This window comes from Aureimonas sp. AU40 (assembly GCF_001463785.1).
GTDB lineage: Bacteria > Pseudomonadota > Alphaproteobacteria > Rhizobiales > Rhizobiaceae > Aureimonas.
The window spans coordinates 210,909-227,772 of the sequence record NZ_BBWL01000054.1 but is presented as its reverse complement, the minus strand read 5'-3'; the positions used below and the strand labels follow the sequence as shown (position 1 = coordinate 227,772).

Here is a 16,864-nt window from a genome sequence, read left to right as displayed (position 1 = left end):
GCGGCGCCGGCGCGACTTGATCGTCAGAACAGGGCTGCGGCCTTCTGCAGCGTGATGAAGACGCCCCAGAGAAGCGGCAGGGCGATGATGCCCCAGGCCAGAAGCGCCGGGCCGCTGAAGCCGCCGCGCCCGATGCCGTAATCGCCGCCCGCCGGGGCCGTGCCGACCAGCGTCGGCTTCGAGGCGCCCTTGCCCTCCTGGCGCATCTGCCACTTCTGGGCGACGGGGCGAACGAGGAGATTGGCCACGAAGCCCACCACCAGAAGCGCGGCGACCGTCAGGAAGATCGGCTGGTACACCGTCTCGCGCGGCACGCCGGCCGCGATCTGCCGGTCTCGGATCGTGCCGGTGATGAGACCGCCGAAGACGCCTGCGAGCGACCAGGCGGTGAGCAGCCGGCCATGGATGGCGCCGACGAACTTGGTGCCGAACACGTCCGCGAGATAGGCCGGCACGGTAGCGAAGCCGCCGCCATACATGGAGGCGATCACGCAGAACGAGGCGACGAACACGAACAGAAGGCCGCCGGTAGCGCTGAGCGGCAGCAGGGCGGCATAGATCGCAAGGCCGAGCGCCAGAATCACGGCATAGGTGGTCTTGCGGCCGAGCCGGTCGGAGAAGGAGGCCCAGAAGAAGCGCCCGCCGATGTTGAAGAGCGAGACGAGGCCGACGAAGCCCGCGCCCACGGCGGCGGCGGCAGCGCGCTGCTCGGGCGTGAAGTCGAGGAAGCGGACGCCCTCGGCCCCGATCAGCCGTCCGGCGAAGATTTCCTGCAGCATGGGCGAGGCGACGCCGATGATGCCGATCGAGGCGGAGACGTTGGTGAGGAGCACCACCCAGATCAGCCAGAACTGCGGCGTCCTGTGCGCGTCCTTCAGGTGCACGTCGCCGGTGGCGATCATGCGGTTCTTCGCCTCGGCGGGCGTCCAGCCGGCGGGGCGCCAGTTCTCGGGCGGCACGCGATATCCCAGCGCGCCGGACACCATGAAGACGAAGTAGACGGCGGCGAGCACCAGGAAGGTCTGCCACACGCCGACGCCTTCGGGCGAAGCGAAATGGCGCATCAGCATGTCGGCGAGCGGTGAGCCGATCATCGCGCCGCCGCCAAAGCCCATGATCGCCATGCCGGTCGCCATGCCGCGACGGTCCGGGAACCATTTGATGAGCGTGGAGACCGGCGAGATGTAGCCGAGCCCGAGGCCGATGCCGCCGATAATTCCCGAACCCAGCCACATCAGCCAGAGCTGGTGGAGGTAGATGCCGAGCGCCGAGATCACCATGCCGCCGCACCAGCACACGGCCGACACGAGCCCGGCCTTGCGCGGACCGGCGCGCTCCAGCCAGCCGCCCCAGATCGCCGCCGAGGCGCCGAGCACCACGAAGAACAGCGTGTACATCCAGAGAAGGTCCGACACGCGCCAGTCGCACGTTGTCGTGAACAGGGCGGTCGTCAGGTTCATACCGTCGCAGGTGACGGACTGCGACACGCCGATGGCGCGCGACAGCGGCAGCCAGAACACCGAGAAGCCGTAGGCCATGCCGATACACAAATGGATGGCAAGCGCGCAGGGCGGGATCAGCCAGCGGTTGAAACCGGCCTTCGCGACGGTGTTTTCCCGCTCCAGAAAGCCAGCTTTGGCTGGACGCGAGACATCGGCTGCGGAACTCATGAACCCTCCCAGGACACGCGGAGCCACGACCTCGCGATCGTGTTTCTCCTGACAGACGAGGGTGTTGCGAAACTTAGAACGAGTCAAATGCAGCCGGATCGATCGTTGATAGAGCGCCTCTATCAAAAATCGCTCAGCGTGTGTCCCGCAGCGGCTCGATCCGGCGGCGGAACTCGGCCGAGCGCACGCAGGAAAGGATCGCCCGCGTCAGCGCCGACATCGGATGGCGATCGAGCACGACGAGCCCTACGGCCTGGGGCGGCGAGGGATCGTCGAAGGGCAGGACGAGGATCGAGGGATCGCGCTCGGCCGTGCGGGCCTGAGGGTGGGGCAGGATCGAGGACAGGCCGCCCATGCGCACCATGGACAGGAGCGCGGTGTAGGAATTGGTTGTGGCGCGCGGGCGCATCTCGACGCCGACGCGGGTCATCTGCGCGTCGAGAATGCGCCGGTTCTGCATGTCGCGCGTGAGAAGGCAGAGCGGGGCCGAGGCCGCCTCGGCCCAGGAGATGGACGAGCGGCCCGCGAATTCGCCGTCGGCCGGCGTCGCGAAGCGATAGCGCTCCTCGTAGAAGGTCCAGCTGATGACGCCCGACAGCGGCTCGCTTTCCAGATAGGTGATGCCGCCGTCGATATCGTGCGCATGAAGCGCGCGCTCGATCTCGCGCGAGGTCATGGACAGGATCACCGGCTGAAGATCGGGATGGTCGATCGCCAGAACCGGCGGGATGGCGCCCGCCGCCGGCATGGCGGCCGGGATGACGCCGAGGCGCAGCCGCCCGGACAGGCCGATGCCCGGCCGGCCGGCCGCGCGCAGCATTCCGTCGCAATCGTGCAGCATCTGCTGCGCCCAGGGCAGCGCCGCCTCGCCCTCGGCCGTCAGCCCGACGAAGCGCCGGTCGCGCCGCACCAGCTCCACCCCGAGTAGGGTCTCCAGCGAATTGAGCCCGGCCGAGAGCGTCGGCTGCGACACGCCGCAGCTTTCCGCCGCGCGGCGGAAATGGCCGACGCGCGCCAGGGTGACGAAATACTGGAGATGTCGGATCTGCATCGGGGCTCCGCGAAGGCAGGGGGCCGAACCCGCGCCGCGCGCAGGCTAGTCGCCGCCCGGCCGAGGGGCAACGGGTGGAGAGCGGTGGCTGCGGGAAATGGGGGCGCGCGGGTTGCACTTGGCTGTTCGACCCGTTCGGGTGAGGACCCATCCCGACTTGATGGGCGAGCAATGGGCGTCAAACTCGCCCGCATGACCCAACCCCTTCGCAGCCCGACGGGCTTTCGCCTCGCCTTCTGGATCGCCTCCGCCTTCTGGCTGGGCCTCGCGATCGTTCTGTCTCTCGCCTGACGGATCGGGCTTTACCCCGTTGATACCTCCGCCGCCTGCTTCAGCGGAACGTGTAGGGCACCGGACCCCGGTGGTCGGAATCGAGCTGGATGTCGGCGGCGGCAGGCGGAAAAGCCCGCTGGTCGCAGTCCTGGCGCGGGCAGATGCGGCAGGACGATCCGATCGGCGTCGGGGTGCCGTTGGTGCCGATCGCGTCGGCATAGACGAAGTCGGCGGCATGCGCGATCTCGCAGCCGATCGCCACGGCGTAGCGGCGCGGGGGACGCGCGAAGCTGGCGGAGGGCTTCACCAGCCCCTTGGCCATCGAGAGATAGCGGATTCCGTCGGGCATCTCGGCGAGCTGCACCAGGATGCGGTCGGGAATGGCGACGGCCTCGTGCACGATCCAGAGCGGACAGGCGCCGCCGAAGCGCGCGAACTGGAGCGCGGTGGCGGAATGGCGCTTGGTGATGTTGCCCGCCATGTCCACGCGGCAGAAGAAGAAGGGCGTTCCCGCCAGACCCGGCCGCTGCAGCGTGGAAAGCCGGTGGCAGGTCTGCTCGAAGCTGGTGCCGAAGACGCGGCGCAACCGGTCGATGTCGTGTCGCAGTTCGAGCGCCGACGCTCGAAAGCGGCGGTAGGGCATCAGGATGGCGGCGGCGGCGTAGTTCGTCAGGCCCGTCGCCAGAAGCTCGCGCGCGGGGCCGAGCGAGCCGGCGATCTCCCCGATCCTTTCCTGGAAGTCCAGGCGGGCGAACTGATAGGCGATCTGGAAGGTCTGGGTTTCCGGCGTCTGGTGCGGATCGATGCGAAGGGTCTTCGTGGCGGCGTCGAAGCTGCGCAGCGCGTCGCCCGCAAAGGCCTGCGCCCGGACGCGGACGCCGTGGCGATCCAGAAGCAGGCGCTCCAGCCCCGGCGCCATCGGCCCATCGATCGCCTCGGCGATCTCCTCCGCCGCCCGGTCCAGCGCGTCGACATAGTTCCGCTCGGAATGGAACCAGTCGCGCACGCGCTCCCAGGGCAGCTGCGAGCGGGGGCCCTCGCTCGTGTCCACCCGGTCGTCGAGAACGCGCAATTGATCCTGCGTCCGGCGATAGGCGGCGTAGAGCGCGGCAAGGCGGCGGGCCAGAAGCGGCTGGCGGTGAACGGCCCGCCGGGCCGTGTCCGGCGATAGCACGCCCTCGACGCTGGGATCGCCGGCGGCCTCCAAGACGTCGATCAGCAGCGCGGCCTCGTCGTCCCCGTCGATCGCCGCCCAGTCGGACGGGAAGGCGGCGGCGACTGCCGAAAGCACGGCCGGCGTCACCGGCCGGTCGCCGTTCTCGATCTGCGAGAGATAGCTGACGGAAATGCCGAGCCGCTCCGCCATCGCTGCCTGGCTTTGCGCCCGGCCGTTGCGCAGCGCCCGGATACGCTCCCCGATGAAACGGGGCGCGAGCTTCTTCATGGGAGGGGTGCTTCGCTGTTTCGATCCGGCAACTATGCAAACATGGCTTTTGCAGCTTTGCAACATCGCAGTTGCGGCGCAACCTGGCTTTCCCTCAACTGCGTTCGTTCCGAGGGAGGCCTGCCATGTCGTCGACCATTCACGAACTCGAGCGCCGCCGGGCCGCCGCGCGCCAGGGCGGGGGCGAGCGGCGCATCGCCGCCCAGCACGCCAAGGGCAAGCTGACCGCGCGCGAGCGCCTGGACGTGCTTCTGGACGAGGGCTCGTTCGAGGAGCTCGACATGTTCGTCGAGCACAATTGCACCGATTTCGGCATGGAGCGCGAGATCGTTCCCGGTGACGGCGTGGTGACGGGATCGGGCACGATCGACGGCCGGCTGGTGTTCGTCTTCAGCCAGGACTTCACCGTCTTCGGTGGCTCGCTGTCGGAGCGCCACGCGCAGAAAATCTGCAAGATCATGGACATGGCCCTGAAGGTCGGCGCGCCGGTGATCGGGCTCAACGATTCGGGCGGCGCGCGCATTCAGGAGGGCGTCGCCTCGCTCGGCGGCTATGCCGAAGTGTTCCAGCGCAACGTGCTGGCGTCGGGCGTCGTGCCGCAGCTCAGCCTCGTCATGGGCCCGTGCGCGGGCGGGGCGGTCTACTCGCCGGCCATGACCGACTTCATCTTCATGGTGAAGGATTCCAGCTACATGTTCGTCACCGGGCCGGACGTGGTGAAGACGGTGACCAACGAGATCGTCAGCCAGGAGGATCTGGGCGGTGCCATCACCCATACGACCAAGTCCTCGGTCGCCGACTGCGCCTTCGAGAACGACATGGAGGCGTTGCTCGCCGCGCGCGACTTCGTCGGCTTCCTGCCCGCGTCCAACCGGTCCGGCGTTCCCGAGCGGCCGACGGCCGATCCGTTCGACCGGCTGGAGCCCAGCCTCGACACGCTGATCCCGCCCTCCGCCAACCAGCCCTACGACATGCGCGAGCTCGTCGCCAAGACGGTGGACGAGGGCGAGTTCTTCGAGATCCAGCCCGGCCATGCCGGCAACATCATCGTGGGCCTCGGCCGCGTGGAGGGGCGCACGGTCGGGATCGTCGCCAACCAGCCGATGGTGCTGGCCGGCTGCCTCGACATATCGGCCTCCAAGAAGGCCGCGCGCTTCGTGCGCTTCTGCGACGCGTTCGAGATTCCGATCGTGACCTTCGTGGACGTGCCGGGCTTCCTGCCAGGCGTCGGTCAGGAGCACAACGGCATCATCAAGCACGGCGCCAAGCTGCTCTTCGCCTATGGCGAGGCGACGGTTCCCAAGATCACCGTCATCACCCGCAAGGCCTATGGCGGGGCCTACGACGTCATGGCCTCCAAGCATCTGCGGGGCGATCTGAACTATGCCTGGCCGACGGCCGAGATCGCGGTGATGGGCGCCAAGGGCGCGGTGGAGATCATCTTCCGGGGCAGGAGCGCGGAGGAAATCGCCGAGCGCACCGCCGAATACGAGCGCCGCTTCGCCAATCCTTTCGTCGCGGCGTCCAAGGGCTTCGTGGACGAGGTCATCATGCCCCACTCGACGCGCCGGCGCATCGCGCTCGGGCTTCGCAAGCTGCGCGGCAAGTCGCTCCAGAACCCTTGGAAGAAGCACGACAACATCCCGTTGTAGGAGCAGAAACGTGGGAGGAACCGGGATGGCGTTGGGACGCTTGAACCATGTCGGCGTGGCGACGCCCTCGATCGCGCAAGCCATGGAGCACTATGCCAAGCTCTTCGGAGCCGCCGCCGTCGGCGCGCCCTTCGATCTGCCCGAGCAGGGCGTGAAGGTCTGCTTCATCGACGTGCCGAACACGCAGATCGAGGTGATCGAGCCGCTGAACGATGCTTCGCCGGTCGCCGGTTTCCTTGAGCGCAACCCGGCGGGCGGGCAGCATCATCTCTGCTTCGAGGTGGCCGATCTCGATGCAGCGATCGCCGATCTCACCGCGTCCGGCGCGCGGGTGCTGGGGAGCCCGCGCATCGGCGCGCACGGCACGCGGATCGTGTTTCTGCATCCGCGCGACATGGGCGGCGTGCTGGTCGAACTGATGGAGGCGCCCGATGGCGGACACTGAACGCCCCACCCCGGCCGACTGGCGCAAGGCCACCGAGCGGGAGGTGAAGGGCCGCGACCTCGACTGGAAGACGCCCGAGGGAATCGTGGTCAAGCCGCTCTACACCGCCGAGGATATGGCGGGCTGGGACCCCGGCCTGCCGGGCTTCGCGCCCTTCACGCGCGGCGTGCGCGCCTCGATGTATGCCGGGCGGCCCTGGACGATCCGCCAATATGCCGGCTTCTCGACGGCGGAGGCGTCCAACGCCTTCTACCGCCGCAATCTCGCCGCCGGGCAGAAGGGCCTTTCGGTCGCCTTCGACCTCGCCACGCATCGCGGCTACGACTCGGACCACCCCCGCGTCGTCGGCGATGTCGGCAAGGCGGGCGTTGCGATCGACACGGTGGAGGACATGAAGATCCTCTTCGACGGCATTCCGCTCGGCGAGATGAGCGTGTCCATGACCATGAACGGGGCGGTGATCCCGGTGCTCGCCTTCTTCATCGTGGCGGGCGAGGAGCAGGGCATTCCGCGCGCCCGGCTCGACGGGACCATCCAGAACGACATCCTCAAGGAGTTCATGGTCCGCAACACCTATATCTACCCGCCCGAATCCTCCATGCGGATCGTCTCCGACATCTTCGCCTATACCAGCCGCGAGATGCCGAAGTTCAACTCGATCTCGATCTCGGGCTACCACATGCAGGAGGCGGGGGCGACGCAGCTCCAGGAGCTCGCCTTCACCATCGCCGACGGCATGGAATATGTCCGATACGGCGTCGCCTCGGGGCTCGACATCGACGCGTTTGCCGGGCGCCTCTCCTTCTTCTTCGCCATCGGCATGAACTTCTTCATGGAAGTGGCGAAGCTGCGCGCCGCGCGCGTTCTCTGGCACCGGGCGATGACCGAGCTCGGGGCGAAGGACGAGCGCTCCAAGATGCTGCGCACCCATTGCCAGACCTCCGGCGTCTCGCTCACCGAGCAGGACCCGACCAACAACGTGATCCGCACCACGATCGAGGCCATGGCCGCGATGCTGGGCGGCACGCAGTCGCTGCACACCAACGCGCTGGACGAGGCGATCGCGCTGCCGACCGAGACCTCCGCCCGCATCGCCCGCAACACGCAGCACGTTCTCCAGGAGGAGACGGGCATGACCAAGGTCGTCGATCCGCTCGGCGGCAGCTACTACGTGGAGAGCCTGACGAAAGCGCTGGTGGACGGCGCCTGGGAGCTGATCGAGCGCATCCGCCGCGAGGGCGGCATGGCCAAGGCCGTGGCTTCGGGCTGGCCGAAGGCGATGATCGAGGAGGCCGCCGCCGCCAAGGCCGCGCGGGTCGATCGCGGCGAGGACGTGATCGTCGGCGTCAACCGCTATCGGTTGGAGACCGAGGCGCCGATCGACATCCTCGACGTCGACAACCACGCGGTGCGCGAGGCGCAGGTGGCCCGCATCGAGCGGGTCAAGTCCGAGCGCGACCCTCAAGCCGTGGCGGCGGCGCTGGAGGCCCTGCGCGAAGGCGCGAAGGGAGAGGGCAATCTCCTCGAACTCGCGGTGGCGTGCGCACGGGCGCGCGCGACGCTAGGCGAGATTTCCGGCGCGATGGAGGACGTGTTCGGCCGCTTCGACACCAGCCCGAGGCCGGTGAAGGGCATCTATGGCGGCGCCTACCAGAACGATCCGCGCTGGACGCGCCTCACCGACGCCGTCGCCTCCACCCGGCACCGCCTCGGGCGGCGCCCGCGCATGCTGGTGGCCAAGATGGGGCAGGACGGGCACGACCGGGGCGCCAATCTCGTGTCCTCCATGTTCGGCGATCTCGGCTTCGAGATCGTGCCCGGCCCGCTGTTCCAGACCCCGGCGGAAGCGGCGGTGCTGGCGGTCGAGAAAGACGTCGACGTCGTCGGCGCCTCGTCGCTCGCGGCCGGGCACAAGACGCTGATCCCCGATCTCATCGCGCGGCTGGCGGAAGCGGGGCGGTCCGACATCAAAGTGGTCGCCGGCGGCGTCATCCCCGCGCAGGATTATGACGAGCTGCGCCGGGCCGGCGTCTCCGCCATTTTCGGCCCTGGCACCAATCTCATGGAGGCGGCGGCCGAGGTGCTGCGCCTTCTCGGCCACAACATGCCCCCCGCCGAGGATGCGTCCGACCGGCCCGATGGCCGCGATGCAGCAGAATAAAGGCTTCCCCCGTGTTTCGTAAAATCCTCGTCGCCAATCGCGGCGAAATCGCCTGCCGCATCATGCGCACCGCCCGGCGCATGGGCATCGCCACCGTCGCGGTCTATTCCGACGCCGACGCGCTGGCGCCCCATGTCGCCATGGCCGACGAGGCGGTGCGCCTCGGCCCCGCGCCGGCGGCCGAGAGCTATCTGCGGGCCGACCTGATCCTCGCGGCCGCGCGGGCGACGGGGGCGGATTGCATCCATCCCGGCTACGGCTTCCTGTCGGAGCGCGAGAGCTTCGCCCGCGCCTGCGAGGAGGCCGGCATCGTCTTCGTCGGCCCGCCGCCGGGCGCGATCGCCGCCATGGGCGACAAGATCCAATCCAAGAAACTCGCCGCCGCTGCCGGCGTCAATGTCGTGCCCGGCTTTCTCGGCGAGATCGCGGACACGGACGAGGCCGTGCGCATCGCCCGCGAGATCGGCTTTCCCGTGATGATGAAAGCCTCCGCCGGCGGCGGCGGCAAGGGCATGCGCCTCGCCTGGAACGAGGGCGACGTGCGCGAGGGTTTCGACGCGGTGAAGCGCGAGGGCCTCGCGAGCTTCGGCGACGACCGCGTCTTCATCGAGAAGTTCATCGAGGAACCGCGCCATATCGAGATCCAGGTGCTGGGCGACAAGCACGGCACGGTCCGCCATCTCGGCGAGCGCGAGTGCTCGATCCAGCGCCGGCACCAGAAGGTGGTGGAGGAGGCGCCGTCGCCCTTCGTGACGCCGGCCATGCGCCGCGCGATGGGCGAACAGGCCGTCGCGCTGGCGAAGGCCGTCGGCTACCATTCGGCCGGCACGGTGGAGCTCATCGTCTCGGGCACGGACACGACGGGGGAGAGCTTCTACTTCCTGGAAATGAACACGCGCCTTCAGGTCGAGCATCCCGTCACCGAGTTCGTGACCGGGCTCGACCTCGTGGAGGAGATGATCCGCGTGGCCGCCGGCGAAAGGCTGCGCCTCTCGCAGGACGAAGTCCGGCTCGACGGCTGGTCGATCGAGACGCGCGTCTATGCCGAGGACCCCTATCGCGGCTTCCTGCCCTCCACCGGCCGGCTCGTCCACTACCAGCCGCCCTCCGCCGGCCCAGTGGGCGAGAGCGGCGCGGTGCGAGTGGACGACGGGGTGGTCGAGGGCTCCGAGATCTCGCGCTTCTACGATCCGATGATCGCCAAGCTCGTGACCCATGCCCCGACGCGCGAGGCGGCGGCCGATCTCCAGGTCGGCGCGCTGGACCGGTTCCGCATCGAGGGCATCGGCCACAATGTCGATTTCCTGTCGGCCCTGATGCAGCACCCGCGCTTTCGCGCCGGCGCGCTGACGACGGGCTTCATCGCGGAGGAATATCCCGACGGTTTCGCCGGCGCGCCGGCCTCCGACGAGCTCTCGGTTCGCCTCGTCGCCGTCGCGGCCCTGGTGGACTTCCTCGGCCGGCAGCGCAATGCCGGCCTGTCCGGCCAGCTCGGCGGGCCGGTCCCCGCCGAACCGGGGCGCGTGGCCGCGCTGCGAGGCGCCGAGCACGAGACGCATGTCGAGGCGGCGGGGGAGGGGCGCTGGCGCGTCACGGTGGACGGGCGCACGGTGAGCGTGGCCTCCGGCTGGCGCGCGGGCGGCGCCTTGTTCGAGGGCGTGGTGGACGGCGAGCGCTTCGCCTGCGTGGTGAAGCGGCGGCCCGGCATGCTTCTTCTGACGACGCGCGGCGCGACGCATCCCGTCACGATCGGTTCGGCGCGCCATGCGGCCCTGCGCCGGCATATGCTGGAAAAGACGCCGCCCGATCTGTCGCGCCTTCTGATCTGCCCGATGCCGGGCCTCCTGACCCAGCTTCACGTCAAGCCGGGCGACCGCGTGGAGGCGGGCCAGATCCTGGGAACCGTCGAGGCGATGAAAATGGAAAACAACCTGCGCGCCGCCAAACCCGCCACGATCGGCGCCGTCCACGCAAGCGTCGGCGAAAGCCTGCCGGCGGATTTCGTGATCCTCGAATTCGAGTGACATGCGCTAAGAGCCTGTTTGGAAACTCGGTCGGGTCGGTCCGACGGTTCTTTTTCGCTGTCGCCCCAGGGCGAGACACGTGTCTCGCCCGTCCGCATGGACCGTTGCCAATCCTCGCCGATGCGCCCTCGCATCGACTGCGTTTGGCGCCTCGCGACACCCAAAAATCACTCGGCGGCCCTCCGCCGCCGAGTTGTCAAACAGTCTCTAAGCGCTGTCGCGAAAGGCCGAGGGCGTCATGCCCGTCCATTTGACGAAGGCGCGATGGAAGGCGCTGGGCTCGGCATAGCCGAGGCGCGTGGCGATTTCGGCGACGCTCGCCCGCTTGTCCTTCAGCATCGCCTCCGCCTGCACCTGGCGGATCTCGTCGCGGATGGAGACGAAGCTCTGCCCTTCGCCGCGAAGCCTGCGTCGAAGCGTGGCGGGCGAGAGCTTCATGTCGGCCGCGATCGCCTCGAAGCCCGGCCAGTCCGGCATCGGCACGGCGCGCAGCCGGCTTCGAATGCGGGCGGAGACGCCCTGGTCGTGCCGGTAGCGCAGCAGGATATTGGCCGGCGCGCCGCGCAGGAAGAGGCGCAGCGCCTTCTCGTCCCGGATCGTGGGAAGGGCGAGATAGCTCGTGCTGAAGGTCAGGCGGCTGGAGGGCTGGTCGAAATGCACCGGCGCGCCGAAGAACTGGCGATAGTCGTCGCGGTTTTCGGGCGCCGGACAGGCGAAGTCCACCCGCCGCAGCGCGATCCGCCGCCCGACCAGCCAGCAGAGCACCCCCAGCAGAATGAGCCAGTAGGTGCGGTAGGCGAAGGCCGGGCGAGCCCCGCCCCGGTCGGTCAGCACGATTTCCGCCAGCCCCTCGCGCTGGCGCAGCTCGCCGGTCGGATCGTCCAGCACGATGTCGAGAAAGGTCAGGCAGCGCCGCAGCGCGCGCTCCAGCGTTCCGGCGTGAAGCACGGCATGGCACAGGAGGCGAAAGCTGCCGGGCCGCATCGGCCGCGCGCCGAGGCCGAAGAACTCGTCCCCCGACAGGGCGGCGAAACCCAGCCACATCCGCCCATATTGGACGTTCGACACCGGATCGGTCGCTCCCGGCGCGATGCCGGCCTCCGCCAGCGCCGCGCGGGGGTCGAACCCGCGCGCGCTGAGGCAGTCCACGGCGTCGTCCACGAAGCCGCGCGAGATCATCTGCCGGTCCATCCCCGCTCCCTTCGTGTCTTGTATTTTCGATCATGTTTTTTGGCCGCAGCCGTCATTGTTTGCAAGGCGGATTGGGGCAGACTTCGCGGGAACTCGGGGAGACGCCACCGGCGCGAGTTTCGGGAGGACCGGCCAGATATGTTGAACTCGTCCGTTGTCGCCACGCGGCCGACCTATGAAGGCGCCGTTTCAGGCTTTCGTCTGGAGGAGGCCGAGGCGGCGCTCCAGGGCGATCTGGAAGGCGGGATCAACGCCTGCGTCGAATGCTGCGACCGGCATGTCGGGGCCGATCGCGTCGCCCTGCGGTGCCTGTCGATGGACGAAACGCTGAGCGAATACACGTTCGAAGACTTGCGCGATCTGTCCGCCCGGGCCGCGAACGTGTTCGCCGCTCGGGGCGTCGGGGCGGGCAACGTGGTCGCCGGGCTCCTGCCGAGAACCGTGGAGCTCGTCGTCACCATCCTCGCTACCTGGCGGCTCGGGGCGGTCTACCAGCCGCTCTTCACCGCTTTCGGGCCGAAGGCGATCGAGCATCGGCTGGCGATGAGCGAGGCCAAGCTGGTCGTCACCAACACGGCGAACCGCCCGAAGCTGGACGAGATCCCCGGCTGCCCGCCGGTCGCGGTGGTTCGCGGCGCGGCGGAGCCGCTGGCGGCGGGAGACCTCGACTTTCGCCAGGCGCTGGCCGAGGCCGAGCCGGCGTTTCAGCCGGTCGCCCGGCGGGGCGACGATCTCTTCATGATGATGTCCACCTCCGGCACGACCGGGCTGGCCAAGGGCGTGCCCGTACCGCTGCGGGCGCTCCTATCCTTCTCGGCCTATATGCGAGATGCGATCGACCTTCGCGCCGACGACGTCTTCTGGAACATCGCCGACCCCGGCTGGGCCTACGGGCTCTATTATGCCGTGACCGGGCCGCTGATGCTGGGCCGCACGACCCTTCTGGTGGAAGGAGGCTTTGCCGCCGAGAGCACCTATCGGATCATCGACCGGCTGGGCGTCACCAGCCTCGCCGGCTCGCCCACCGCCTTTCGCATGCTGATCGCCGCCGGACCCAAACCCGCCGAGGCCCTGAAAGGCCGGCTGCGCGTCGTCAGCAGCGCGGGCGAACCGCTGAACCCGGAGGTCATCCGCTGGTTCGAGGCCCATCTCGCGGTGCCGATCCACGACCATTACGGGCAGACGGAAACGGGAATGGTGGTGAACAACCATCACGGCCTGTCCCATCCCGTGCGGCCGGGTTCGGCGGGCTTCGCCCTGCCGGGCTACCGGGTCGCCGTCCTGGACGACGACGGGCGCGAACTCGGCCCCAACCGGCCCGGCGTGCTCGCCGTCGACATCGCGCGCTCGCCGCTCATGTTTTTCACCGGCTATTTCCGCCAGCGGACCCCGGCCATCGACGGCGGTTATTACCGCACGGGCGACACGGTGGAGATGGAGGCCGACGGTTCGATCAGCTTCGTCGGGCGCAACGACGATCTCATCACCTCGTCCGGCTACCGGATCGGGCCGTTCGACGTCGAAAGCGCGCTGATCGAGCATCCCGCCGTGGTCGAAGCGGCGGTGATCGGCGTTCCCGATCCCGAGCGCACGGAGATCGTCAAGGCCTTCGTCGTGCTGGCGGACGGGGTGGAGGGCACCCCGGCCCTGGCGGACGAACTGGCCCAGCATGTGAAGCACCGGCTTTCGGCCCACGCCTATCCCCGCGCCGTCGAGTTCCTGCCCGAGCTGCCCAAGACGCCGAGCGGCAAGATCCAGCGCTTCGTGCTGCGCAAGGCGGAAGTCGAGAAGGCGGCCGGGGTGAGGAATCAGCGAGCATGAACATCGAGAAGAGCGTCTTCCTGATCTCGGGCGCCGGGTCGGGCCTCGGCGCGGCGCTCGCGAGAATGGCGGTTTCGGGCGGGGGCAAGGCGCTTCTTCTCGACGTGAACGCTTCGGCGGGCGAGGCGCTGGCCGAGGAGTTGGGCGCCGCCGCGCTGTTCTGCCGGACCGACGTCACGAGTGCGGAGGCGGGCGAGAACGCCGTGCGGGTCGCGCTGGAAAGGTTCGGCCGGGTCGATGTCCTCGTGAACTGCGCGGGCGTCGCGCCGGGCGAGAGGATCGTCGGCCGCGACGGGCCGCATGGGCTGGAGAGTTTCGCCCGCACGATTTCGATCAATCTCGTCGGCACGTTCAACCTCCTGCGGCTGGCCGCCGACGCCATGGCGAAGCAGGACCCCGGCGAAAGCGGGGAGCGCGGGGTGATCGTCAACACCGCCTCCGTCGCGGCCTTCGAGGGGCAGATCGGGCAGGCGGCCTATGCCGCGTCGAAGGGCGGCGTCGCTGCGCTGACGCTGCCCGCAGCGCGGGATCTGGCGCGGCACGCCATCCGCGTTCTCGCCATCGCGCCCGGCATTTTCGAGACGCCGATGGTGGCCGGCATGCCGCAGGAGGTTCAGGACGCGCTGGGCGCGGCGGTGCCCTTTCCCGCGCGGCTGGGTCGTCCGTCCGAATTCGCGGCGCTGGTGCGCCACATCGTCGAAAACCCGATGCTGAACGGCGAGGTGATCCGCCTCGACGGCGCCATGCGGATGCCGCCGCGATGAGCGGCGCGGGGCCGGATGCACAGGGCTTGGCTAAGGAGAGAGCGGAATGAGCGAACAGGACCCGATCGTCATCGTCGGCGCGGCGCGCACGCCGATGGGGGCGTTCCAGGGCGAGTTGGCCGGGCTGGACGCCCCGGCGCTGGGCGCCGCCGCCATCGCCGGCGCTCTGTCGAGGGCGGGGCTTGCGCCCGGCGCGGTGGAGGAGGTCCTCATGGGCTGCGTGCTCTCGGCGGGCCTCGGCCAGGCGCCGGCGCGGCAGGCGGCCCTTGCCGCCGGGCTGCCGCTCAGCGCGGGCGCGACCACGGTGAATAAGATGTGCGGCTCGGGCATGAAGGCGGCGATGCTCGCCCATGACCTGATCCGGGCGGGATCGGTGGAGATCGCCGTCGCGGGCGGCATGGAGAGCATGTCCAACGCCCCCTATCTCCTGCCCAAGGCCCGCGCCGGCCAGCGCATGGGCCATGGTCAGATGCTCGACCACATGTTCCTGGACGGGCTGGAGGACGCCTACGACCGGGGCCGGCTGATGGGCACCTTCGCCGAGGATTGCGCCGAGGCGTTCCAGTTCACCCGCGAGGCGCAGGACGCCTATGCGCTGGCCTCGCTGGAGCGGGCGCGCGGCGCGATCGCGCAAGGACGCTTCGCCGCCGAGATCGTGCCCGTCACCGTTCGCGCGGGCAAGGGCGAGGCGACGGTGGCCGAGGACGAGCAGCCCGGCAAGGCGCGCCCGGAAAAGATCCCGACGCTGCGCCCCGCCTTCCGGGAGGGTGGCACGGTGACGGCGGCCAACGCCTCCTCCATCTCGGACGGGGCGGCGGCGCTGGTTCTCATGCGCGCTTCGCAGGCCGAGCGGCGCGGGCTGACGCCGCGCGCGCGCATCGTCGGACACGCGACCTATGCCGACAAGCCGGGCCTCTTCGCCACGGCCCCGATCGGCGCGATGCGCCGCCTGTCGGAGCGCACGGGCTGGGCGCTCGGCGATGTCGATCTGTTCGAGATCAACGAGGCCTTCGCGGTGGTCGCCATGGCGGCGATGCGCGAGCTCGCCCTGCCGCACGAGAGGGTGAACGTCCATGGCGGCGCCTGCGCGCTCGGCCATCCCATTGGGGCCTCGGGCGCGCGGGTGATCGTGACGCTGCTGTCCGCGCTCGAACAGCGCGATGGCGCGCGCGGCGTCGCCTCGCTCTGCATCGGCGGCGGCGAGGCGACCGCCATCGCCATCGAAAGGATGAACTGATGCTGCTGAACGAGTTGCAGGAGCAGATCCGCGATGCGGTGCGCGACTTCGCCCAGGCTCGCCTCGCGCCCGGCGCGGCCAAGCGCGACCGCGAGGGGAGCTTCCCCCGCGCCGAACTCGACGAGATGGGCGCGCTCGGCTTTCTCGGCATGCTGGTGCCGGAGGCCTATGGCGGGTCGGAAACCGGTGTCGTCGCCTATGCGCTGGCGCTGGAGGAGATCGCGGCCGCCGACGGCGCCTGCTCCACCATCGTCTCGGTTCATTCCTCGGTCGGCTGCGTTCCGATTCTGCGCTTTGGCACCGAGGAGCAGAAGCGCCGCTTCCTGCCCAACATGGCCTCGGGCGCCTGGATCGGCGGCTTCGCCCTCACCGAGCCGCAGGCGGGGTCCGACGCCTCGGCCCTGCGCACCAGAGCCCGGCGCGACGGCGACGCCTATGTGATGGACGGGGCCAAGCAGTTCATCACCTCCGGCAAGAACGGCAAGGTCATCCTGGTTTTCGCGGTGACCGACCCCGAGGCCGGCAAGAAGGGCCTTTCCGCCTTCATCGTGCCGACCGACACGCCGGGCTACACGGTGACGGCGGTGGAGCATAAGCTCGGCCTTCATTCCACCGACACCTGCGCCATCGCCTTCGACGGGATGCGCGTGCCCGCCGAGAACCGGCTGGGCGAGGAGGGCGAGGGCTACCGGATCGCGCTCGCCAATCTGGAAGGCGGGCGCATCGGCATCGCCGCGCAGGCCGTGGGCATGGCGCGCGCCGCCTTCGAGGCCGCAACGACCTATGCCAAGGACCGCCAGAGCTTCGGCAAGCCGATCATCGAGCATCAGGCGATCGGCTTCAAACTCGCCGACATGGCGACCGAGATCGAGGCGGCCCGCCAGCTCGTGCTCCATGCCGCCAGCCTTCGCGACGCCGGCCAGCCCTGCCTGACACAGGCCTCCATGGCCAAGCTCTTCGCCTCCGAAATGGCCGAGCGCGTCTGCTCGGCGGCGATCCAGGTGCATGGCGGCTACGGCTATCTCGCCGACTATCCCGTCGAGCGGATTTATCGCGACGCGCGCATCTGCCAGATCTACGAGGGCACGAGCGAGGTGCAGCGCCTCGTCATCGCCCGCCAGCTTTAGGAGA

The 16,864-nt window shown here is 69.3% G+C and carries 12 protein-coding genes; 8 read left to right on the top strand and 4 right to left on the bottom strand.

Annotation, left to right across the window (positions count from 1 at the left end; translation table 11 throughout):
* Positions 1 to 23: 23 nt before the first annotated feature.
* The 3 genes from AUL32_RS22115 to AUL32_RS22105 form a co-directional block, all read right to left on the bottom strand.
* A complete protein-coding gene (locus AUL32_RS22115; RefSeq protein ID WP_062120012.1) occupies positions 24 to 1,670 on the bottom strand; it encodes an OFA family MFS transporter in 1,647 nt (548 codons plus the stop codon).
* 133 nt (positions 1,671 to 1,803) lie between these two features.
* On the bottom strand, positions 1,804 to 2,721 hold the full coding sequence (locus AUL32_RS22110; RefSeq protein WP_062120009.1) for a LysR family transcriptional regulator: 918 nt from the start codon (positions 2,719 to 2,721) through the stop codon (positions 1,804 to 1,806).
* Between the two features lie 331 nt (positions 2,722 to 3,052).
* On the bottom strand, positions 3,053 to 4,438 hold the full coding sequence (locus AUL32_RS22105; RefSeq protein ID WP_062120005.1) for a helix-turn-helix domain-containing protein: 1,386 nt from the start codon (positions 4,436 to 4,438) through the stop codon (positions 3,053 to 3,055).
* 125 nt (positions 4,439 to 4,563) lie between these two features.
* Here AUL32_RS22105 and AUL32_RS22100 point away from each other — a divergent pair, with 125 nt between their 5' ends.
* Genes AUL32_RS22100 through AUL32_RS22085 form a run of 4 tightly spaced genes read left to right on the top strand, consistent with a single transcriptional unit; the run spans position 4,564 to position 10,720 of the window.
* A complete protein-coding gene (locus AUL32_RS22100; protein ID WP_062120002.1) occupies positions 4,564 to 6,090 on the top strand; it encodes an acyl-CoA carboxylase subunit beta in 1,527 nt (508 codons plus the stop codon).
* 25 nt (positions 6,091 to 6,115) lie between these two features.
* Positions 6,116 to 6,535, top strand: coding sequence for a methylmalonyl-CoA epimerase (gene mce, locus AUL32_RS22095; RefSeq protein WP_062119999.1), 420 nt, complete (start codon positions 6,116 to 6,118; stop codon positions 6,533 to 6,535).
* Positions 6,522 to 8,696: a methylmalonyl-CoA mutase gene (scpA, locus tag AUL32_RS22090; protein WP_062119996.1), complete on the top strand. Its 2,175-nt coding sequence runs from the start codon at positions 6,522 to 6,524 to the stop codon at positions 8,694 to 8,696. The genes mce and scpA overlap by 14 nt, the downstream gene beginning before the upstream one ends.
* Before the next feature lie 11 nt (positions 8,697 to 8,707).
* Positions 8,708 to 10,720, top strand: coding sequence for an acetyl-CoA carboxylase biotin carboxylase subunit (locus tag AUL32_RS22085; protein WP_062119993.1), 2,013 nt, complete (start codon positions 8,708 to 8,710; stop codon positions 10,718 to 10,720).
* A gap of 207 nt (positions 10,721 to 10,927) precedes the next feature.
* Here AUL32_RS22085 and AUL32_RS22080 read toward each other — a convergent pair whose 3' ends face one another.
* A complete protein-coding gene (locus tag AUL32_RS22080) occupies positions 10,928 to 11,911 on the bottom strand; it encodes an AraC family transcriptional regulator (RefSeq protein WP_062119990.1) in 984 nt (327 codons plus the stop codon).
* 138 nt (positions 11,912 to 12,049) lie between these two features.
* Between AUL32_RS22080 and AUL32_RS22075 the strand changes: the two genes are divergently transcribed.
* Genes AUL32_RS22075 through AUL32_RS22060 form a run of 4 tightly spaced genes read left to right on the top strand, consistent with a single transcriptional unit; the run spans position 12,050 to position 16,860 of the window.
* Positions 12,050 to 13,732 carry an acyl-CoA synthetase gene (locus AUL32_RS22075; RefSeq protein WP_062119987.1) on the top strand — a complete coding sequence of 561 codons (1,683 nt, stop codon included), beginning with the start codon at positions 12,050 to 12,052 and terminating at the stop codon, positions 13,730 to 13,732.
* A complete protein-coding gene (locus AUL32_RS22070; protein WP_062119985.1) occupies positions 13,729 to 14,496 on the top strand; it encodes an SDR family NAD(P)-dependent oxidoreductase in 768 nt (255 codons plus the stop codon). Before AUL32_RS22075 ends, AUL32_RS22070 begins: the two co-directional genes overlap by 4 nt.
* Before the next feature lie 46 nt (positions 14,497 to 14,542).
* Positions 14,543 to 15,733, top strand: coding sequence for an acetyl-CoA C-acyltransferase (locus AUL32_RS22065; protein ID WP_062119981.1), 1,191 nt, complete (start codon positions 14,543 to 14,545; stop codon positions 15,731 to 15,733).
* A complete protein-coding gene (locus tag AUL32_RS22060; protein ID WP_062119979.1) occupies positions 15,733 to 16,860 on the top strand; it encodes an acyl-CoA dehydrogenase family protein in 1,128 nt (375 codons plus the stop codon). Before AUL32_RS22065 ends, AUL32_RS22060 begins: the two co-directional genes overlap by 1 nt.
* The last annotated feature ends 4 nt before the right edge of the window (positions 16,861 to 16,864 follow it).

What these genes read in the sequence shown, in the direction of transcription:
- AUL32_RS22115 (WP_062120012.1), bottom strand. Translation starts at nt 1,670, where the DNA reads ATGAGTTCCGCAGCCGATGTCTCGCGTCCAGCCAAAGCTGGCTTTCTG.
- AUL32_RS22110 (WP_062120009.1), bottom strand. Translation starts at nt 2,721, where the DNA reads ATGCAGATCCGACATCTCCAGTATTTCGTCACCCTGGCGCGCGTCGGC.
- AUL32_RS22105 (WP_062120005.1), bottom strand. Translation starts at nt 4,438, where the DNA reads ATGAAGAAGCTCGCGCCCCGTTTCATCGGGGAGCGTATCCGGGCGCTG.
- AUL32_RS22100 (WP_062120002.1), top strand. Translation starts at nt 4,564, where the DNA reads ATGTCGTCGACCATTCACGAACTCGAGCGCCGCCGGGCCGCCGCGCGC.
- mce (WP_062119999.1), top strand. Translation starts at nt 6,116, where the DNA reads ATGGCGTTGGGACGCTTGAACCATGTCGGCGTGGCGACGCCCTCGATC.
- scpA (WP_062119996.1), top strand. Translation starts at nt 6,522, where the DNA reads ATGGCGGACACTGAACGCCCCACCCCGGCCGACTGGCGCAAGGCCACC.
- AUL32_RS22080 (WP_062119990.1), bottom strand. Translation starts at nt 11,911, where the DNA reads ATGGACCGGCAGATGATCTCGCGCGGCTTCGTGGACGACGCCGTGGAC.
- AUL32_RS22075 (WP_062119987.1), top strand. Translation starts at nt 12,050, where the DNA reads ATGTTGAACTCGTCCGTTGTCGCCACGCGGCCGACCTATGAAGGCGCC.
- AUL32_RS22070 (WP_062119985.1), top strand. Translation starts at nt 13,729, where the DNA reads ATGAACATCGAGAAGAGCGTCTTCCTGATCTCGGGCGCCGGGTCGGGC.
- AUL32_RS22065 (WP_062119981.1), top strand. Translation starts at nt 14,543, where the DNA reads ATGAGCGAACAGGACCCGATCGTCATCGTCGGCGCGGCGCGCACGCCG.
- AUL32_RS22060 (WP_062119979.1), top strand. Translation starts at nt 15,733, where the DNA reads ATGCTGCTGAACGAGTTGCAGGAGCAGATCCGCGATGCGGTGCGCGAC.